This is a genomic window from Aeromicrobium terrae (genome assembly GCF_008039565.1).
GTDB classification, from domain to species: Bacteria; Actinomycetota; Actinomycetes; order Propionibacteriales; family Nocardioidaceae; genus Aeromicrobium; species Aeromicrobium terrae.
Window position 1 is genome coordinate 123313 of sequence record NZ_VDUX01000006.1, and the last position, 18525, is coordinate 141837.

Annotated in this window: 19 protein-coding genes; 11 read left to right on the forward strand and 8 right to left on the reverse strand. The window is 71.0% G+C overall.

Going from position 1 to position 18525, the window contains the following annotated elements:
• Positions 1–104 precede the first annotated feature (104 nt).
• Positions 105–1622: a HAMP domain-containing sensor histidine kinase gene (locus FHP06_RS12900; protein WP_147687201.1), complete on the reverse strand. Its 1518-nt coding sequence runs from the start codon at positions 1620–1622 to the stop codon at positions 105–107.
• A gap of 203 nt (positions 1623–1825) precedes the next feature.
• Here FHP06_RS12900 and FHP06_RS12905 point away from each other — a divergent pair, with 203 nt between their 5' ends.
• Genes FHP06_RS12905 through FHP06_RS12920 form a run of 4 tightly spaced genes read left to right on the forward strand, consistent with a single transcriptional unit; the run spans position 1826 to position 5079 of the window.
• Positions 1826–2197, forward strand: coding sequence for a response regulator (locus FHP06_RS12905; protein ID WP_147687202.1), 372 nt, complete (start codon positions 1826–1828; stop codon positions 2195–2197).
• Positions 2198–2250: 53 nt separating this feature from the next.
• The gene (locus tag FHP06_RS12910) at positions 2251–3693 is read left to right on the forward strand and encodes an MDR family MFS transporter (protein WP_230973510.1); all 1443 of its coding nucleotides are present in this window, start codon (positions 2251–2253) and stop codon (positions 3691–3693) included.
• Positions 3694–3712: 19 nt separating this feature from the next.
• Complete coding sequence (locus FHP06_RS12915; RefSeq protein ID WP_147687203.1) at positions 3713–4327, forward strand: LURP-one-related/scramblase family protein; 615 nt, start codon at positions 3713–3715, stop codon at positions 4325–4327.
• Positions 4324–5079 (forward strand): enoyl-CoA hydratase, encoded by a 756-nt coding sequence (locus FHP06_RS12920; RefSeq protein WP_147687204.1) that lies wholly within the window; start codon positions 4324–4326, stop codon positions 5077–5079. The genes FHP06_RS12915 and FHP06_RS12920 overlap by 4 nt, the downstream gene beginning before the upstream one ends.
• Before the next feature lie 3 nt (positions 5080–5082).
• Here FHP06_RS12920 and FHP06_RS12925 read toward each other — a convergent pair whose 3' ends face one another.
• A complete protein-coding gene (locus FHP06_RS12925) occupies positions 5083–5997 on the reverse strand; it encodes a LysR family transcriptional regulator (protein ID WP_147687205.1) in 915 nt (304 codons plus the stop codon).
• 515 nt (positions 5998–6512) lie between these two features.
• Between FHP06_RS12925 and FHP06_RS12930 the strand changes: the two genes are divergently transcribed.
• Positions 6513–8390 (forward strand): acyl-CoA dehydrogenase, encoded by a 1878-nt coding sequence (locus FHP06_RS12930; RefSeq protein WP_147687206.1) that lies wholly within the window; start codon positions 6513–6515, stop codon positions 8388–8390.
• A gap of 60 nt (positions 8391–8450) precedes the next feature.
• On the opposite strand, the gene FHP06_RS12935 is transcribed toward FHP06_RS12930, so the two are convergent.
• Positions 8451–8966, reverse strand: a complete 516-nt coding sequence (locus tag FHP06_RS12935) for a hypothetical protein (protein WP_147687207.1) — start codon at positions 8964–8966, stop codon at positions 8451–8453.
• Positions 8967–9120: 154 nt separating this feature from the next.
• On the opposite strand from FHP06_RS12935, the gene FHP06_RS12940 reads away from it, so the two are divergent.
• The 4 genes from FHP06_RS12940 to FHP06_RS12955 all read left to right on the forward strand — a co-directional run bounded on the left by FHP06_RS12940 (position 9121) and on the right by FHP06_RS12955 (position 12000).
• Entirely contained in the window at positions 9121–9657 is a 537-nt protein-coding gene (locus tag FHP06_RS12940) for a hypothetical protein (RefSeq protein ID WP_147687208.1), read from the forward strand.
• Positions 9644–10432: a maleylpyruvate isomerase family mycothiol-dependent enzyme gene (locus tag FHP06_RS12945; RefSeq protein WP_147687209.1), complete on the forward strand. Its 789-nt coding sequence runs from the start codon at positions 9644–9646 to the stop codon at positions 10430–10432. Before FHP06_RS12940 ends, FHP06_RS12945 begins: the two co-directional genes overlap by 14 nt.
• 14 nt (positions 10433–10446) lie before the next feature.
• Entirely contained in the window at positions 10447–11382 is a 936-nt protein-coding gene (locus FHP06_RS12950; protein WP_147687210.1) for an oxidoreductase, read from the forward strand.
• A gap of 153 nt (positions 11383–11535) precedes the next feature.
• Positions 11536–12000, forward strand: a complete 465-nt coding sequence (locus FHP06_RS12955) for a GNAT family N-acetyltransferase (protein WP_187271923.1) — start codon at positions 11536–11538, stop codon at positions 11998–12000.
• Positions 12001–12012: 12 nt separating this feature from the next.
• Here FHP06_RS12955 and FHP06_RS12960 read toward each other — a convergent pair whose 3' ends face one another.
• On the reverse strand, positions 12013–13308 hold the full coding sequence (locus FHP06_RS12960; RefSeq protein WP_230973511.1) for an MFS transporter: 1296 nt from the start codon (positions 13306–13308) through the stop codon (positions 12013–12015).
• 32 nt (positions 13309–13340) lie between these two features.
• Between FHP06_RS12960 and FHP06_RS12965 the strand changes: the two genes are divergently transcribed.
• Positions 13341–13964, forward strand: a complete 624-nt coding sequence (locus FHP06_RS12965; protein WP_222706478.1) for a DUF1684 domain-containing protein — start codon at positions 13341–13343, stop codon at positions 13962–13964.
• On the opposite strand, the gene FHP06_RS12970 is transcribed toward FHP06_RS12965, so the two are convergent.
• On the reverse strand, positions 13954–14388 hold the full coding sequence (locus FHP06_RS12970; RefSeq protein WP_147687212.1) for a hypothetical protein: 435 nt from the start codon (positions 14386–14388) through the stop codon (positions 13954–13956). The genes FHP06_RS12965 and FHP06_RS12970 overlap by 11 nt on opposite strands.
• Before the next feature lie 83 nt (positions 14389–14471).
• On the opposite strand from FHP06_RS12970, the gene FHP06_RS12975 reads away from it, so the two are divergent.
• Positions 14472–15071: a TetR/AcrR family transcriptional regulator gene (locus FHP06_RS12975; protein ID WP_187271924.1), complete on the forward strand. Its 600-nt coding sequence runs from the start codon at positions 14472–14474 to the stop codon at positions 15069–15071.
• On the opposite strand, the gene FHP06_RS12980 is transcribed toward FHP06_RS12975, so the two are convergent.
• Genes FHP06_RS12980 through pdhA form a run of 3 tightly spaced genes read right to left on the reverse strand, consistent with a single transcriptional unit; the run spans position 15061 to position 18522 of the window.
• A complete protein-coding gene (locus FHP06_RS12980; RefSeq protein WP_147687214.1) occupies positions 15061–16410 on the reverse strand; it encodes a dihydrolipoamide acetyltransferase family protein in 1350 nt (449 codons plus the stop codon). The two genes, FHP06_RS12975 and FHP06_RS12980, sit on opposite strands and share 11 nt — an antisense overlap.
• Positions 16411–16420: 10 nt before the next feature.
• A complete protein-coding gene (locus FHP06_RS12985) occupies positions 16421–17398 on the reverse strand; it encodes an alpha-ketoacid dehydrogenase subunit beta (RefSeq protein WP_147687215.1) in 978 nt (325 codons plus the stop codon).
• The gene (pdhA, locus tag FHP06_RS12990; protein ID WP_147687216.1) at positions 17395–18522 is read right to left on the reverse strand and encodes a pyruvate dehydrogenase (acetyl-transferring) E1 component subunit alpha; all 1128 of its coding nucleotides are present in this window, start codon (positions 18520–18522) and stop codon (positions 17395–17397) included. Before pdhA ends, FHP06_RS12985 begins: the two co-directional genes overlap by 4 nt.
• Between the last annotated feature and the right edge of the window lie 3 nt (positions 18523–18525).

Below are 18525 nucleotides of genomic sequence, written 5' to 3' on the forward strand. Positions count from 1 at the left end.
CGAGGGATCCCGTCATCGGCTCCACGGCGCAGCCGTCCGTTCCCGGTGACGGGAATCGAAGGGGGCCCCATCGACGCGGCGAAGCCGCCCGACGAGGGATCCCGTCAGCGGCTCCGTGCGAAGCCGTTCAGCGCGGACGTGTCGTCCATCCTGACCGGAACCGATCCAGCAATGCGGGTCCCCCGGCCCGGAGCGGACTCCACCTGCATGGTCCCGCCGAGGGCGCCGATGCGGTCGATCATGTTCTGGAAGCTGTCCTGCTTCACGGCCGCGGGGTCGAAGCCGTGGCCGTCGTCGACGACCTCGAACCGGACGTCGCCGCGGTCCTCGGTCAGCAGGACCCGCACCTGGGCCTGCGCACCCGCGTACTTGGAGGCGTTCTGGATCGCCTCCAGGCAGCAGAAGTAGATGGCCGCCTCGATCTCGGTCGCGTAACGGCCGAACGACCGGGTCTCGATGACGGGCGACTTCGCGCCGACGACGATCGTGAGGGCCGCCGGGATGCCGTCGGACGCCAGGATCTCGGGGTACACGCCGTGGGCCAGGTCGCGGAGCTCCTGGAGCGCGACGGCCAGGTCGGCGCGGGCCTCTCGCAGGAGTCCGGCGGCCTGGGCCGGATCCGACTCGATCTGGCGCTGGATGACACCGAGCTTGAGGTTGAGCAGCAGCAGGCTCTGCTGGGCACCGTCATGGAGGTCGCGCTCGACGCGGCGCCGCGCCTGGTCGGACGCGACGACGACGCGCGCCCGTGAGGCCTTCAGACCCTCCGACGTCATCTGGAGCGTGCTGATCATCGCGTTGAACGTGGCGGCCAGCTCGCCGAGCTCGTCGGCCGAGGTGACCGGCACGCGCGCGCCGAGGTCGCCCGCGGTCACGGCCCGGGCGCCGGCGATCAGGTGGCGCACCGGGTTGCGGACGGACATCGTGATCGGCGCCGACACCGCGAGCAGGAACACGCCGGACACCCCGGCGGCCAGGGCGTACGTGCGGATCAGACCTCCCGGGTCGCCCGGCTCGATCGTCAGGGCGCCGACGACCGAGCCGCTGGAAAGGGTGAGCACGGCCAGCGAGACGGCGAGGCGGGACGAGAGGCCAAGCTCGGTGTGCGCGGGCAGCTCGGTGAGCCCGCTGGCGTGGGCGATGACGCCGGCCATCGTCGACGCCGCCGCGTAGCCGGCCATCGCGCCCGTGACGATCGTGATGACCGCGCCGACCGCCGTCTCCGTGAGGCTGACGAGCGACCAGTCGTCGGCCGCGACGGCGTACGTGATCATCAGCGCGGGCAGCGTCATGAGCACGATCCGGCCCAGGACGGCTCGCACCAGCCGCTCGGGGAACCGGAGCACGGCGCCCGGATCACCCGCGTCGATCGCGCGCACGTCCGAACGGAACGCGACCAGGCCCCAGGCGGTGGCGACGGCGAGGATGCTCGTCACGATGGCGGCGGACACGAGGGCGGTCCCGAGCGAGAGGCCGAGGTACCGCGTCTGCAGGCCGAGCCCGACGAAGACGGGGACGCCGACGGATACGGGCACCAGCAGCGCCACCAGCCGCCAGAGCGCCCCGGCCCGGCCGTGGCGTGCGAGCAGGCCCACCATCCACGACTCGACTCGGCTCTCCACGCGTCACCTCACCTGCTCGGCGACGGCCAGGCGTCGCTGATGCCTGAACGATGGCAGTCCGCACGCCGTGGGCGCACCGGTGCGGACACCGAATCGCGGCTGCGTGTCAGCGCTGAGACGACCGCCTAGTTGCGACACTCGTACAAGGAAACAGCAGTGTCTGCACTGAGGCCCCGACCTGCGACGACCCACAAGAATGAAGCATGGCCGGATCCGCACCCACCCTGCTGATCGTCGACGACCATGCCCCGTTCCGCGGGTTCGCGCGGTCGGTGCTCAGCGCCGACGGCTTCGACGTGCGCGGAGAGAGCGAGGACGGCGAGTCGGCGATCCGCGCGGTCGAGGAGCTCCGGCCCGACCTGGTCCTGCTCGACGTCCAGCTGCCCGACATGGACGGCTTCGAGGTGGCCCGCCGGCTCCACGACCTGGACGACGCCCCCGACGTCATCCTCACCTCCAGCCGCGACGCCGCCGACTACGGCTCCCGCCTGACCGAGGCCCACGTGCTCGGCTTCGTGCCCAAGCACGAGCTCTCCGGCTCAGCTCTCGAGGCGCTGACGACCAAGGCGAACTGAGCTCCGGCCCGGGAACGGGAATCAGCGGCACTCCGTTGCGGTTGTCATCCTCCGTGCCTCCCGAACGCGTCGCCCGCTCAGCCGTCGGCCTCCGCTCGGAGCGCGGGCCGATCCTGCTGGCGGTGATGCTGTCCACCTCGCTGGTGGCCATCGACGCGACGATCCTCGCCACCGCGGTCCCGTCCGTCGTCGAGGACCTCGGCGGCTTCACGCAGTTCCCGTGGCTCTTCTCGATCTACCTGCTCGCCCAGGCCGTCTCGGTCCCCCTGTACGGCAAGTTCGCCGACCAGGTCGGCCGCAAGCCGATGATGCAGATCGGCATCGCGCTGTTCCTGCTCGGTTCCATCCTGTGCGGCCTCGCCTGGAGCATGCCCGCGCTGATCGTGTTCCGCGCCCTCCAGGGCCTCGGCGCCGGCGCGGTCCTGCCGATGGGCCAGACGATCATCGGCGACCTCTACTCACTCTCCGAGCGCGCCACCGTCCAGGGCTACGTCGCCAGCGTGTGGGGCATCTCCTCGGTCGTCGGCCCGACGCTCGGCGGCGTGTTCTCCGACTACCTGTCCTGGCGCTGGATCTTCTTCGCCAACATCCCCATCGCCATCGCGGCGTCGGTGATGCTGGCGCGCGGCTTCAAGGAGGACGTCACCCGCAGGAAGCACCGCATCGACGTCCTCGGCGCGACGCTGCTCGCCGTCGGCGGCTCGCTGCTCGTGCTCGGGCTCATCGAGGGCGGCATCGCCTGGGACTGGGACTCCCCCACGAGCATCGGCGTCCTCGCCGGCGCGGGCGTCCTGCTCGTCCTCTTCGGATTCGTCGAGAGCCGCGCCGCCGAGCCGATCCTTCCGCTGTGGGTCTTCGGCCGGCGCATCTTCGCGAGCACCAGCCTCGTCTCGCTCATCGTCGGCGTCCTGCTCATCGGCCTGTCGTCCTACGTGCCGCTGTACGCCCAGGGCGTCTTCGGCACCACGGCCCTCGTCGGCGGCTTCACCGTCGCGGCGATGACGGTCGGCTGGCCCATCGCCGCATCGCTGTCCGGCCGCCTCTACCTGCGCCACGGCTTCCGCACCACCGCGTTCGTCGGCTCGGCCCTGATCCTCGCCGGCAGCGTCGCGCTGCTGTTCGTCGACGCCGGTGACACCGCGGTCCACCTCGCCGTCGCCTGCTTCGTGATCGGTGCGGGCCTCGGCCTCACGTCGGCTCCCTCCCTCGTCGCCGCCCAGCACGCGTCCACGTGGAGCACGCGCGGCGTGGTCACCGGCACCAACATGTTCGCCCGGTCGGTCGGCAGCGCCGTCGGCATCGCCGTCTTCGGCGCCATCGCCAACGCGGCCGTGACCCGTCGGCTGGGCGGCGAGCACCCGGAGCTGGAGAAGCTGTCCGCCCACGTCCTGGCCCCGTCCATCCACGAGGTGTTCGTCGGCGGGGCCGTCGCGGCGGTCGTGATGGTCGCGGCCGTCTTCCTCATGCCGCGGAAGGTCGAGGCTCCGGAGTCCTGACCTGTGGTTGCATGAGCGGATGCTGCTCGATCCCAACCAGCACGACCGGTTCGTCCTGCGCCAGCACGTGAAGCTGGTCATCAACCAGTACGAGTTCTCCGTGCCCGACGCCACTGGCGACGGCACGCCGTTCTGCTTCGTCGAGCAGAAGCGGTTCAAGTTCAAGGAGGACATCCGGTTCTTCACCGACACCTCCAAGAGCACCGAGGTGCTGAAGATCCTCGCCCGGCAGCGCTTCGACCCGCGCGCCCGCTACGACATCACCGAGCCGGACGGCACGAAGATCGGCGAGATCCAGAAGGTGTTCGGGAAGTCCCTCCTCCGGTCCACGTACACGCTGTTCGACGCGACCGGCACCGAGGTCGCGACGGTCCGCGAGAAGAAGCTGGTCACCGCGCTGTTCCGCCGCCTCATCGGGCTCGTGCCGTACGTCGGCGACTTCGCCGACATCCTGCCGATCGCCTACGACTTCGAGTTCCGCGTCGGCGAGCAGATCATCGGCACCCACCGCCGGCGTCGCTGGAAGTGGCGCGACATCTACGACATGGACCTCACGGCCGACACCCAGCACGTCCTGGACCGCCGCCTCGTGCTGGCCACCGCCGTCGGCCTCGACGCCCTCCAGGCACGATGACGCTCGTCCGGCTCGAGTCCGAGGGCGACGTCCGCACGATCACGCTCGACGCCCCGGACCGCCGGAACGCGCTCGACTGGCCGCTGCTCGAGGAGCTGGCGGCCGCGATCGCGTCCGTCGCCGCGGACGACGCGGCGCGGGTCCTCGTGGTCGCCGGAGCGGGCAAGGCGTTCTGCGCCGGCGCCGACCTCCACGACCTGTTCGGCGACGTCGAGCGGCCGGTCGACGAGCTCCGCGACCACCTGATGCGGGTGTACTCGTCGTTCCTCGGCCTCCACGAGCTCGCCATCCCGACGATCGCCGCCGTGCAGGGCGCGGCCATCGGCGCCGGGCTCAACATCGCGCTTGCCTGCGACGTGATCGTCGCCGGCCCGCACGCCCGGTTCGGCCCGACGTTCTCCCAGATCGGTCTCCACCCCGGCGGCGGGTGCACCTGGCTGCTCACCCGCCGTATCGGGGCCGCGGAGGCGGCCGCCGCGCTCTACTCCGGCGACGTGATCGACGCCGAGGCCGGCTACTGGCTCGGGATCGCCCAGGAGCTGGTCGACGACCCGCTCGCGCGCGCCCAGGAGCTCGCAGCCCTCTACGCCGAGCGCGACCCCACGCTCATGCGCTCCATCAAGCACACGATCGAGGTCGCGAGGACGACCGACCTCGCCACGACGCTCGCGGTCGAGGCCGCCGCGCAGGCCGAGACGCTGCGCAGCGAGCAGTTCCGCGCCCACATGGAGCGCTTCCGCCGCGACGAGTGACCATCAGGCGGCCGAGTGGGCCTGGGCCACGGCCTTGGCCTCGTCGCGGAGCGCGTCGATGACGGCGCGCACCGACGGCCGCTCGTAGCGGTCGGGACGCAGCAGCGCGGAGATCTCTCGCTTGGCGCGGATGCCGACCAGGGGCCGGGTGACGAGACCGTTGCCGTGCTCGCGCGTGGTGAACCGCGGGAGGATCGCGATCCCGTGTCCGCCGGCCACCAGAGCCTCGACGATCCCGTTGTCGGCGATCCGCTGGGCGACCCGCACGGGCTCGCCCGTCACGGCGACCACACGCTCCAGCACCTGGTCGAACGGGTAGTCGTGCGGCACCCCGATCCAGGTCTCCCCGACGACGTCCTTGGCCGCGAGGCTCTCCTTCGCGGCGAGCGGGTGGTCCTCCGGCAGCGCGACGTCGAGCGGCTCGCTCATCAGCGGCACGACCTGGAGGTTGCGCTCGTGCCACGTCTCCGACGTCGTCGGTCCGTCGGCCAGCACGACGTCGAAGTCGGCGGTCTGGTCGGCGAAGTCGATCGTGCCGTCGTTGTCGCTCAGCACGAGCTCGACGTCCGGCCGCTCGGCCATGCGGGTCAGCAGACCGGGGAGGAGCATCTCGCCGGCGGTCGGGAACGTGGCCAGCGTGACCCGGCCCGCGGGCTGCGCCATGAACTCGCGCCACGCGCCCTCCGCCTTCGCCACTGCGACGGCGATCTCAGTGGCCGTCCGGGCCAGCGCCCGGCCCGCCTCGGTCAGCGCGACGCCACGGCCGGCGGGCTCGACGAGGGTGTATCCGGCCTCCCGTTCGAGGACTTTCAGCTGTTGGGAGACCGCCGAGGGTGTGACCTTCATCGCAGCCGCGACGGCCCCGACGCTGCCGCGCTCGGACAATTCCCTGAGAATCCCGAGTCTCCGCACATCCATATAGCAATGCTACACGTTACGTGCAGTTCCGTTCGCTTGTGCTTGACAGTTGAACGGCGGACCATGGAGGTACAGACACACGCCGAAGGAGGCACCCCATGTTCGTCCTCATCACCGCCATCAGCGCCCTGACCGTCCTCGGCGTGGCCCGCACCGTCCAGACCGTCGTCCACGACGGCCCCGGACGCGTGCCGACGCGCTAGGACGCGGCTCTCCCGAACGGTTCGAGGAACGCGTGGTGCCGCGCTCGTCTGGCAAGGCCGAGGAGGAAGGCGCACCGGGGTTGTGCGGCGACCGACGAGAACGCAGCCAGGCGAGATGTGGCGCCGCGTGGGCCCGGACCGTACGGGGGAGTCGTGTCCTAGGGCCTGAGCGAGGCCTCACGCGAGCGATGACGGGGATCACACCCCGTCATCGCTCTTTCCGCTTGCCTGCGCACCCATACCGGACGGATACTCGAAGTTACCGGCCAGTAAACTGGCCTGGTTCCGCACCGTCCCACAGATGAGGCAGGCATGAGCCACTACCGCAGCAACCTGCGCGACGTCGAGTTCAATCTCTTCGAGCTCTTCAAGCGCGACGAGATCCTCGGCTCCGGCCCGTTCGAGGAGATCGACCTCGACACCGCCAAGAGCATGCTGAGCGAGATCGAGCGCATCTCCCGCGAGGACCTCGCCGCGTCCTTCGACGACTCCGACCGCAACCCGCCGGTCTACGACCCCGAGACCCACTCGGTCACCATGAACGAGAAGTTCGCCGAGTCGTACCGCGCCTGGATGGACGCCGAGTGGTGGCGCCTGCAGACCCCCGCCGAGCTCGGCGGCCAGGTCACCCCGGCCTCGATCGTGTGGAGCTCCGCCGAGTTCGTCCTCGGCGCCAACGCCCCGATCTGGATGTTCGCCTGCGGCCCGGCCTTCGCGCGCATCGTCTTCGAGAACGGCATCGAGCGCGACCAGAAGATCGCGCAGCACATGGTCGACCGCCAGTGGGGCGCCACCATGGTCCTCACCGAGCCCGACGCGGGCTCCGACGTCGGCGCCGGCCGCACCAAGGCCTTCCCGAACGAGGACGGCTCCTGGAACATCGAGGGCGTCAAGCGCTTCATCACCTCGGCCGAGCACGACATGGCCGAGAACATCATGCATCTCGTCCTCGCGCGTCCCCAGGGCGTCGAGGGCGTCGGCGGCCCGGGCACCAAGGGCCTGAGCCTCTTCCTCGTGCCGAAGTTCCACTTCGACCACGAGACCGGCGAGCTCACCGGCGAGCGCAACGGCGCCTACGTGACCAACGTCGAGAAGAAGATGGGCATCAAGGTGTCCACCACGTGCGAGGTCACCTTCGGCGACTCCTCCACCGGTGGCGGTGAGCCCGCCCGCGGCTGGCTGCTCGGCGAGGTGCACGACGGCATCAACCAGATGTTCCGCGTCATCGAGAACGCGCGCATGATGGTCGGCGCCAAGGCCATCGCAACGCTGTCCACCGGCTACCTGAACGCCCTCGAGTACGCCAAGGAGCGCGTGCAGGGTGCCGACCTGACGCAGGCGTCCGACAAGACCGCCCCGCGCGTCACGATCACGCACCACCCCGACGTCCGTCGCTCGCTGATGACGCAGAAGGCGTTCGCCGAGGGCTTGCGCTCCCTGATGATCTACGCCGCCACCTGGCAGGACGAGATCATGATCAAGGGCGCCGCCGGCGAGGACGCCGACCTCGAGGAGGCCGTCAACGACCTCCTGCTCCCGATCGTGAAGGGCTACGGCTCGGAGCGCTCGTGGGTGCTGCTGGGCACCGAGTCCCTGCAGACGTTCGGCGGTTCGGGCTTCCTGCAGGACTACCCGCTCGAGCAGTACGTCCGCGACGCCAAGATCGACACCCTCTACGAGGGCACCACGGCGATCCAGGGCCAGGACCTGTTCTTCCGCAAGATCGTGAAGGACAAGGGCCGCGCCATCGGTCACCTCGCCAACGAGATCCAGGAGTTCGCCCAGAGCGACGCCGGCAACGGCCGCCTCAAGGTCGAGCGCGAGCTGCTCGCCACCGGCCTGGAGGACACGCAGGCGATCCTCGGTGCCGTGTTCCAGGACCTCATGTCGGCCAACCCGGCCGAGGAGAGCGGCGAGATCACGAACATCTACAAGGTGGGCCTGAACACCACCCGCCTGGTGTACGTGCTCGGCGACCTGGTCGTCGCGTGGCTGCTGCTCCGCAGCGCCGAGGTCGCGCTGGAGAAGCTGTCCGGTGACGTCTCCGCTGCCGACAAGGCCTTCTACGAGGGCAAGGTCGCCGCGGCCCAGTTCTTCGCGCGCAACGTGCTGCCGGGTCTGTCGGCCCAGCGCACGATGGCGGAGAACGTCGACGACTCGATCATGGAGCTCGACGAAGCCGCGTTCTGATCCACGCACGCGAGAAGGCCCCACCCGATTCCGGGTGGGGCCTTCTGCGTCTGGTGCGGGTCAGGCGCGCTTCGCGTACTTGCGGGCGGCGACACCGGTGGCGGTGACGACCGCGCCGCCGGCGAGGAACCAGACGATGCTCAGGCCGCCCTCGTCCTCCTGCGCGGCGACGGTCTCGTCCGCGGCCGGGAGCGTGGTGCCACCGAGGCGGCTCTCCGCGTTCAGGTCGACGACCCGGTGCGACGCGGCCTCGGCCTGGTCGGCGTCGGAACCGGTCGACGCCTTCTTGGTGTCGGCGGCCGGAGCGCTGCCGCCACCGTTGCCCTGCGGGGCGTGAGGATCGACGACCGGCTTGGGCGCCGGGGCGGCAAGATCCTTCGGGCCCTGGGGGTTCGGCTTCGGCTTCGGCTTCGGGACGGCGATGTCGTCGGGCCCGTCCAGCGGGTCCTCCTCGGGGGTGCCGATGACGACGGGGCCGTTGGGGTTGAGCTCGGCGTGGGCGGTCGAGGCGCCGAACGCGACGGCGGAGGCGGCGAGCGGGGCGACGACGGCGAGGCGGATGATCGTGCGGTTCATGATGGTCTCCTGAGTGGTGGTGGTGGGGTGCTGCTGTGGTCTTCGTGTGGGTAGGAGCCCCCAGCCGCTCAGGTCTTGCACTTTCTCGAGAACTTTTTCCGCTCGTCGCTGCCAGGCGTCCTGACCTGCGACAGCGCTGTGCCACAGTGGTCCGGTGCGTCCCCGCAGCCCCCTCTGGTACCTCGCCGCGCTGTTCCTGGCGCTCGGCGCCTGGGTGATCGGCGCGGTCGTCGCCGCCGGGGCGTGGGACATCGTGCGCGACGCGGGCGTGAGCTCGTCCACCGCGCCGGTGGACGCCGCCGACCGGAGCGTCGCGATCTTCACCGACGTCGTGCAGCCAGAACGCCGGGTCACCTGCAGCTACACGGTGGCGCCCGCGAAGAAGGGCGCCAAGCCGCAGGCGATCGAGCCCGCCCCCATCGACCTGACGATCGCCGACGACGGCACCGAGTGGTACCTCATCGGGTTCGTGCTGGACGGCAAGGACGGGATGACCGTCGCCTGCACGCCGCGCGACAAGCGCACCGACAACGCCAGCTACGCGGTCTCCGCGGTCGACGGGTTCTCCCAGCGCGCCAACGTCGGCAACGGCATCGCCATCCTGGGCACGGTCGCCGGCATCGGCCTCGGCATCTGGACGTTCATCAACCGCCGGCGACGACTGCAGGAGGCCGACGATGCATCCGCTTGAGCCCTTCGTGGAGGCGTGGCGCGGCACCACCCGCGACGTCCTCGACCTGCTCCCGACACTGTCCGACGACGACTGGGTGCGTCCCACGGACTGCCCCGGATGGTCCGTGCACGACGTCGTGGCGCACCTCGCGCACCTGGAGTCGGTCCTCGCCGGACTGGAGGCGGACGACTGGCCGCGCGGTGACGCGGTCCCGCCGAGCTCCTACACACAGGCGGGCGTCGACGCCCGCCGCGACCGCACCCCGGCCGAGCTCGCGGACGAGCTCGAGCGCGCCGTCGGCATCCGGTCCGACGCCCTGACCGAGCTGCCCGACCCGGACGGCACGCCCGGCAAGACGCCGGGCGACGCCCCGTGGTCGTGGCAGACGCTGCTGAGCAACCGCTCCATCGACTTCTGGGTGCACGAGCAGGACGTCCGCCGCGCGGTCGACCGGCCCGGCAGCCTCGACTCCGGCGGGGCGCAGGTCACCACGCACTCGTTCGCCGCGGGCATGCCGTTCGTGCTCGGCAAGCGGGTCAAGCCCCTGGCCGGCACGTCGGTGGTCTGGACGCTCACCGGCGGGGTGCCGCTCGAGGTCGGCGCCGTGATGGGTGACGACGGCCGGGCCAGCGGGGACGTCGCGACGGATCCCACCACCCGGCTGGTCCTCACGTCCGAGGCGTTCACCGTGCTCGGCGCCGGCCGCCGCGGGCCCGAGGCCGTCGACGTCGAGATCGAGGGCGACGAGGAGCTCGGCCGCGCGGTCCTGGGAGGCATGGCGCTGACTCGCTAGGTACCGTTCTCTCCGTGACCTGGACGACTGACGACATCCCCGACCTCACCGGCAAGCGCGCCGTCATCACCGGCGTGACCGGCTTCGGGCTCGGGCACCACACGGCGCTCGAGCTCGCGCGCAAGGGCGCCGAGCTGGTCGTGACCGCCCGCAACGCCGAGAAGGCGAAGGCCACCGTCGCCGACATCGAGGACAAGGTGCCGGGAGCCGTCGTCGACGTCGTCGACCTCGACCTGTCCGAGCTCGCCGGCACCGTCGCCGCCGCCGAGGAGGTCCGTCAGCGCTACGACCGCGTCGACATCCTCATCAACAACGCCGGCATCATGGCGACGCCGAAGGCCACCACCGCCGACGGGTTCGAGCTGCAGATGGGCACCAACCACCTCGGCCACTTCGCCTGGACGGCGACGCTCTGGCCGCTGCTGACGTCCAGCTCCGCGCGCGTCGTGACCATCAGCTCGCTCGCGCACGCCTGGGCCCGCGGCATCGACCTCGACACGCTCACGCCCGAGGGCTCGTCGCGTCGCTACGGGAAGTGGCGGGTCTACGGCGAGACCAAGCTCGCGAACCTGCTCTTCGCCAAGGAGCTGGACCGCCGGGTGAAGGCGGCCGGCGTCGACGTCCTGAGCGTCGCCGCGCACCCCGGCTACTCGGCGACCAACCTGCAGAAGACCGGCCTCGCCATGGGCAACAAGCTGTTCGCCACCGGAGTCTTCCAGGTCTCCAAGATCATCGGGCAGTCGCCGGCCGCCGGCGCGTGGCCGGCCCTGCGCGCGGCCACCGAGCCGGGCCTCGAGGGCGGCGAGTACTTCGGCCCCAACGGGCCCGGCGGGTACCGCGGCCGACCGAAGCGGGCGGGCATGACGCGCATCGCCCGAGACCCCGATCTGGCTGCTCAGCTGTGGTCCGCGTCGGAGAAGGCGACGGGGATCACGTTTGACGTCGGCTGAGGCCGCTTGCGGCCGAACGCCGACGGCAGGTCGAGTGTGCTGCGGCGAAGCCGCCCGGCGTATCGAGACCAGTGTGAGATGCCTCATGGCATCGGGCCCTCGGCTCGATCGAGGCGCCAGGTTGACGTAACGTCGAACGCAATGAGCCCAGACATGACTGTCCGAGACATCACGTTCGACGACCTCGACACCGTGGTCGACATCAACCAGACGGCGCTCGAGGGCGTCGGCCCGCTGGACCGCGAGGGCCTCGCGCTCCTCGTGAAGCAGGCCGACCAGGCCCTGGTCGTGGACGACGACGGCGACATCGCCGGCTTCGTCATCACGCTGCCGCCCGGCGCCACCTACGAGTCGAGCCGCTACGAGTGGTTCGAGAAGCGCCTGGACGACTACGTCTACCTCGACCGCATCGTCGTGGCCGACACGCACCGCCGCCTCGGCGTCGCGTCGCGCCTGTACGACGAGATCGAGGGCGAGAAGCCCGTCGCGCTCGAGGTCTACGAGACCAACGACGCGTCCCTCGCGTTCCACGAGCAGCGCGGCTTCGAGCCGGTCGGCGAGCTCGAGCACGCCGGCAAGACGAACATCATGTTCGTCCGTGAGCCCGACGCGGCCTGAGTCCCGTCGGCATCAGCCCAGGCCGGACATCCGCGCCCAGGCCTCGGGGTCGTCGGCCTTGAGCCGCGCCCGGGCCCGGACGCGGTAGCGGACGAGCTGGGTCAGGCCCAGCGCCCAGAACACGTACTGGCACGACATCGCCCAGCGGAACGCCCCGGGCGAGTAGTCGGTGCTCGCGCCAGGCGTGCGCCAGTCGAGCACGACGCCGATGCCGAGCACGAGCACCAGGCTGGCGAGGAAGCCGCCCTGGTTGATGATTCCCGTGGCGGCGCCGAGACGTGACGCCGGGTTGAAGCTGCGGCCGAAGTCGAACCCGATCATCGACGCGGGACCGCCGACCCCCGCGACCAGGACGAGCAGCACCAGCAGCCACGAAGGTGCCGTGCCCGGCCAGACGAGCACGACGGTCCACACCACGGCGATCGACGCCACGATGCCGATCACGAGCGTCGAGCGGTGCCACGGGTGATGGGTGATCAGCCAGCCGAGCACGGGCCCGGCCGCCATGACGGCGACGACCAGCAGCGTGAGCAGCAGGCCCGCCTCGGCGTCGGAGCGGTGCTCGCCCTGCACGAAGAACGGGTAGCCCCACAGCAGCGCGAGCGTCGTTGCGCTGAACTGCGTGGAGAAGTGCGTCCAGAAGCCGAGTCGCGTGCCCGGGTGCTCCCACGAGTCCGCCAGGCTGCGCCGCACGGTCGCGAGCGACAGCGGCGCTCCGGAGACGATGCGCTGCTCGGGGCTGTCACGGATGATCACGACGAGGGCGACGGCCAGCACGACGCCGATCGAGGCGGCGATCAGGTACGAACGGGTCCAGCCGAGCTCGCGCAGCGACCATGTCATCGGCGCCGCCGCGGCGATCGCGCCGAGCTGCCCGAGCACGCCGGTCAGCTGCGTGACGAGCGGGATGCGGCGGGAGATGAACCAGGTGTTCACCAGGCGCAGGACGCAGACGAACGTCATGGCGTCGCCCATGCCGACGAACGCGCGGGCCACGAGGGCCAGGCCGTAGGAGTCGGCCAGGGCGAACCCGGTCTGCGCGGCGATCAGGACCAGGACCCCGACGAGCATCACCCGGCGCGACCCGAACCGGTCGAGGATCAGGCCGACCGGCACCTGGAGCCCGGCGTAGACGAGCAGCTGCAGCACCGCGAACGTCGACAGCTGGGCGGCCGTGATGTCGAACCGCTCGGTGGCGGCCAGTCCGGCCACTGCCAGCGACGAGCGGTGGAACACCGCGAGCATGTAGACCGCGAGCGCCACCAGCCAGATCGTGACAGCGCCTCTCGCTTGCTCCGGCGTCGTCACCAGCCCAGTCTAGGAACGTGCAGCCTTCCCCCGTGACGCTCGTCGACTGGCGGACCAGGATGAGCGCCCTCTACGCAGAGGTGTGCGCGGACGACGACCCGGAGCGCGGCCACGCGACGTGGCGCGCCGGTCGCGACGACCTGTTCCGCACGCATCCGCAGTCCCCCTTGCCGGCCCGCGACCCGCTCCGGGAGACCGGCCTGCCCTACTGGCCGTACGACCCGGCATGGCGCCTCTCGGCGCCGATCGGACCGGCCGATCCCGACGACCGCCCCGGCGGGGGTGCCGGGCCGTGGGCGGCAGAACGTACTGTCGACGGCGGCGACGACGGCAACGTGACGATGGTGCGCATCGGGGCACTCGACGTCCCGGGCGTCGGGTCGCTCGACGTCTGGCGGCTGCACCAGTACGCCGGCGGGCTGTTCGTGCCGATCAAGGACGGCACGTCCGGCCAGGAGAGCTACGGCGCCGGGCGGTACCTGCTGGACACCGCGAAGGGCGCGTGGCTCGGCACCGACGGCGACGAGCTCGTGCTCGACCTCAACTTCACCTACCACCCGTCGTGCCGGTACGACGACCGCTGGCGCTGCCCGCTGGCCCCACCCGGCAACACCGTGGGCGTGCGGGTGGAGGCCGGCGAACGTCTCAGCGCCTAGCGGTGTCGCCGCGCCAGACCGAGACCACCGCCATCGCGCCGATCAGCACCGGGACCAGCCAGGCGACGGCGTAGGGCGTCGGGACGATCCGGTCGTAGGCCTCTCCGCCCATCGAGAGGTTCGTCAGGGCCACGACGACGCCGAGCCCCAGCAGCGAGGCCGTCGTCCAGCGAGCCGTCATGGTGGGCCGGCGGGCGATCCACAGCGACACCAGGTACCCGATGACGCCGAGGGCGCCGACGGTGACCAGGTAGGCGCCGATGGCGGTGCGGTCGGCGTCGACGTCCGACGCGCTCCAGCCCGGGTAGGCGTCGCGGACGTGGGCGGCGATCGAGTCGCCGTTCTGCATGTCGATCAGCGGCGCGACGGTCAGGGCGATGGTGGTGAGCGCGCCGGCCAGCAACCACCCTCGGGTTCGATTCATGATGATCTCCTTGCGTGTCGATTCTCTTACAACGTAAGAGACGGTACCCTTACACTGTAAGAAAGCCAAACGAAGGAGACCCCGTGGCCGTGCAGCGGGCCGGACTGAGCCGCGACCGGGTGCTGCGCGCAGCCGTCGCGCTCGTCGACCGAGAGGGTCTGGACCGCCTGACGATGCGACGCCTCGGCGCGGACCTGGGCGTCGAGGCGATGACGCTGTACCACTACGTCGCGAACCGCGAGGCCCTGCTCGACGGCATCGTCGAGGTCGTGGTGGGCGACGCCGTCCCGGCCATCGACACGACCACGGACTGGCGTCCTGTGCTGCGCGCGTACGGCACCGAGCTGCGGGAGGCGCTGCGGAAGCGCCCGGGCGTGCTGCCGCTGGTGATGAGCCGGCCCGCCGTCACGCCCTCGATGCTCGACGTCGTCGAGTCGGTGCTCGACCTCCTCCAGCGCAGCGGCTTCTCGCTCGAGCAGGCCTGGTCGCTCGTCCGCGGGACCACCGTGCTCGCCACCGGCAGCGCGGTCGACCCGGGCAGCCTCGGCGAGGACGACCCGATCACCCAGTCCCACCCGCAGGCGGCCGCGGCGTTCGCGGCCGCCGCGGACCGGCCGGACGCCATGTTCGAGCTGGCCCTGGACGGGCTGCTCGACGGCTACGCGGGGCTGCTCAGTACGTGAGAGCGGTGGCCGGGTCGCGCAGGATCGCAGCGACGTCGGCCAGGAAGCGGGAGCCCTGCTCGCCGTCGACGACCCGGTGGTCGAAGCTCAGCGCGAGCGTGGTGACCCAGCGCGCGACGATCTCGTCGTCGTCGCCGACCCACGGCCGCTTCTCGATGGCCCCGACGCTGAGGATCCCAGACTCACCCGGGTTGATGATCGGCGTGCCGGCGTCGACGCCGAAGACGCCGATGTTCGTGATGGTGAATGTGCCGCCGCTCATCTGGGCCGGCTGCGTCTTGCCCGCGCGAGCCGTGGCGGTGAGCTCGTCGAGTGCCTCGGCGAGCTCGTGCAGCGACTTGTCCTGCGCGCCCGGGATGTTGGGCACGACGAGGCCGCGGTCGGTGGCCGCGGCGATGCCGAGGTTGACCGAGCCCTTGAGCACGATCTCCTGCGCGTCGCCGTCCCACTGCGAGTTCAGCTCCGGGGTGCGGCGCATCGCGAGGCAGACCGCCTTGGCGACGACCAGCGTCGGCGACACCTTGACGTCGGAGAACGCGCGGTCGGCCTTCAGCCGGGTGACGAGCTCCATCGTGCGGCTCACGTCGACGGTGATCCACTCGGTGACGTGCGGCGCGGTGAACGCGGACGCCACCATCGCGTCGGCGGTCCACTTGCGCACGCCCTTGATCGGTATGCGGACGTCGCCATCGTGGTCCTTGAGCTGGGGGTACCTCCCGCCGCTCTGCGGTGGGGGCGCGAAAGGACGCTTCGACAAGCTCAACGTCCCCTCGCTGCCGCCGTCACGGTTCGCGGCGTAGGCCTCGACGTCGGCGCGGGTGACGACGGGTCCGTCGCACGGCACCTCGGCGAGGTCGATGCCGAGGTCCTTGGCCAGCTTCCGCACGGGCGGCTTGGCCAGCGCGCGGGCGGGCGCGGGGTAGGTCTGCTCGACGTCGCGCGGCGCGACGTTGGCCTTGCGCCGGCGTGCGGGTGCACCGGACCGCGGACCGTAGCCGACGAGCACCGCCTGGCGCTCGGGCTCCTTCTCGGTCGGCGCGGGGGCGGTCTCGCCCTCGACGATCGAGCCGGCGGTGGCCGTGCTGGAGAACGCGTCGGCGGCCTCGCGGTCGCCGATGGCGATGATCGGCGTGCCCACCGGCACCGTGTTGCCCTCCTCGACGAGCAGCGCCGTCACGACGCCGGCGTACGGGCTGGGCAGCTCCACGATGGACTTGGCGGTCTCGATGTCGACGATGACGTCGTTGACCTTGACGGTGTCGCCCACGGCGACACGCCAGGTGACGATCTCGGCCTCGGTGAGTCCCTCACCGACGTCGGGCAGCCTGAACTCGCTCATGCAACAGCTCCTAGTACGCGCGGGCGTGGTCGACGGCGTCGAGGATGCGGTCGATCCCCGGCAGGAAGTCGTCCTCGACACGGCTGGGCGGGTAGGGAGTGTCGTAACCGGTGACGCGCTGCACCGGCGACTCGAGGGAGTAGAAGCACTCCTCCGTGACGCGGGCGGCGACCTCGGCGCCGAGGCCGAGCGTGCGCGACGCCTCGTGCACGACGATCGCGTGACCGGTGCGGCGCACGGACTCGTGCACCGGGGCCAGGTCGAGCGGCGACAGCGTGCGAAGGTCGATGACCTCGAGGTCGACGCCGTCCTCGTTGGCGGCCTCCGCCGCCTCGAGGCAGGTGGTGACCATCGGGCCGTACGTGATGAGCGTGGCGTCGGAACCGTCGCGGCGGATCAGCGACTGCCAGGGCGACATCGGCTCCGAGTCGAGGTCGACCTCGCCGGCCTCCCAGTAGCGCCGCTTGGGCTCCATGAAGACGACCGGGTCGTCGGTCTGCACGGCCTGCTGGATCATCCAGTAGGCGTCGTTGGCGGTGGCCGGGGCGAGGACCTTGAGGCCGGCGGTCATGACGAACTGCGCCTCGGGGCTCTCGGAGTGGTGCTCGACCGCGCCGATGCCGCCGCCGTAGGGGATGCGGATGACGATGGGCATGCGCACGGCGCCGCTGCTGCGGAAGTGCAGCTTGGCGACCTGGCTGACGATCTGGTCGTACGCGGGGTAGACGAAGCCGTCGAACTGGATCTCGACGATCGGCCGGTAGCCGCGGAACGCCAGACCGATGGCGGTGCCGACGATGCCGGACTCGGCCAGCGGGGTGTCCATGACGCGGCTCTCGCCGAAGTCCTTCTGGAGCCCGTCGGTGACGCGGAAGACGCCGCCCAGCGGGCCGACGTCCTCGCCCATGACGAGCACCTTCTCGTCGGACTCCAGCGCGGCGCGCAGCCCGGCGTTGATGGCCTTCGCGATCGGCAGCTTGTCGCTCATGACTCGACCCCCTCGTACTGGCTGCGCCAGGCGACGTAGGCCGCCTGCTGCTCCTTCAGCTCGTCGGTCTGCTCGGTGTAGACCTGGTCGAACAGCGCCGCCAGGTCGGGCTCGGGCAGGGCGTGGCAGGCGGCGCGGATGTCCTCGCCCAGCTGCTCGGCCTCGGCCGCGATGTCGGTGAAAAACTGATCAATGGTGCCGTTCGACCGCAAGTACGCTTCAACTCTTGCTATCGGGTCCTTGGCCTTCCACTCCTCGACCTCGTCGGCGTCGCGGTAGCGGGAGGCGTCGTCGGACGTGGTGTGCGCACCCATGCGGTAGGTGACCGCCTCGATGAGCATCGGGCCGCCGCCGTCGCGAGCCTGCTGGAGCGCCGCCGCGGTGACCGCCTGGCAGGCGAGGACGTCGTTGCCGTCGACGCGGACGCCCCGGAAGCCGAAGCCGGCCGCGCGCTGCGCGACCGGGACGGTCATCTGGCGGGACACCGGCACGCTGATCGCGTACTGGTTGTTCTGGCAGAAGAAGACGACGGGCGCGTGGTTGACGGCCGCGAAGTCGAACGCCTCGTTGACGTCGCCTTGGCTGCTCGCGCCGTCGCCGAAGTAGGCGATGACGGCGGCGTCGCGGTCGGGGTCGCCCGTGCCGACGACGCCGTCGAGCGACAATCCGAGCGCGTAGCCGGTGGCGTGCAGGGTGTGCGCGCCGATGATGATGCTGATGAGCGCGAAGCCGTGCTCCGCCGGGACCCACCCGCCGAGGGAGACGCCGCGGAACAGTGCGAGGGCGGGGTCGACGCCGAGGCAGTACGCCACGCCGTGCTCGCGGTACGTGGGGAACGCGTAGTCCTGCTTGCGGAGCGCGCGGGCGGAGCCGACCTGGGCGGCCTCCTGGCCGAGGGCCTGCGGCCAGAGGCCGAGCTCACCGTGGCGCTGGAGCGCGAAGGCCTCGTTGTCGATGCGACGCGACATGACGAGGTCGCGGTAGAGGCTGCGGATCGCGGCGTCGTCGCCGTCGAAGTGGAACTCCGGGTGCTGCAGGCGCTCGCCCTCAGGGCTGAGCAGCTGGACGAGCGGGAGGTCGGCGCCCGGCGCCGACTCTACGGATGCGCTCACCGGAATGGTCATGAG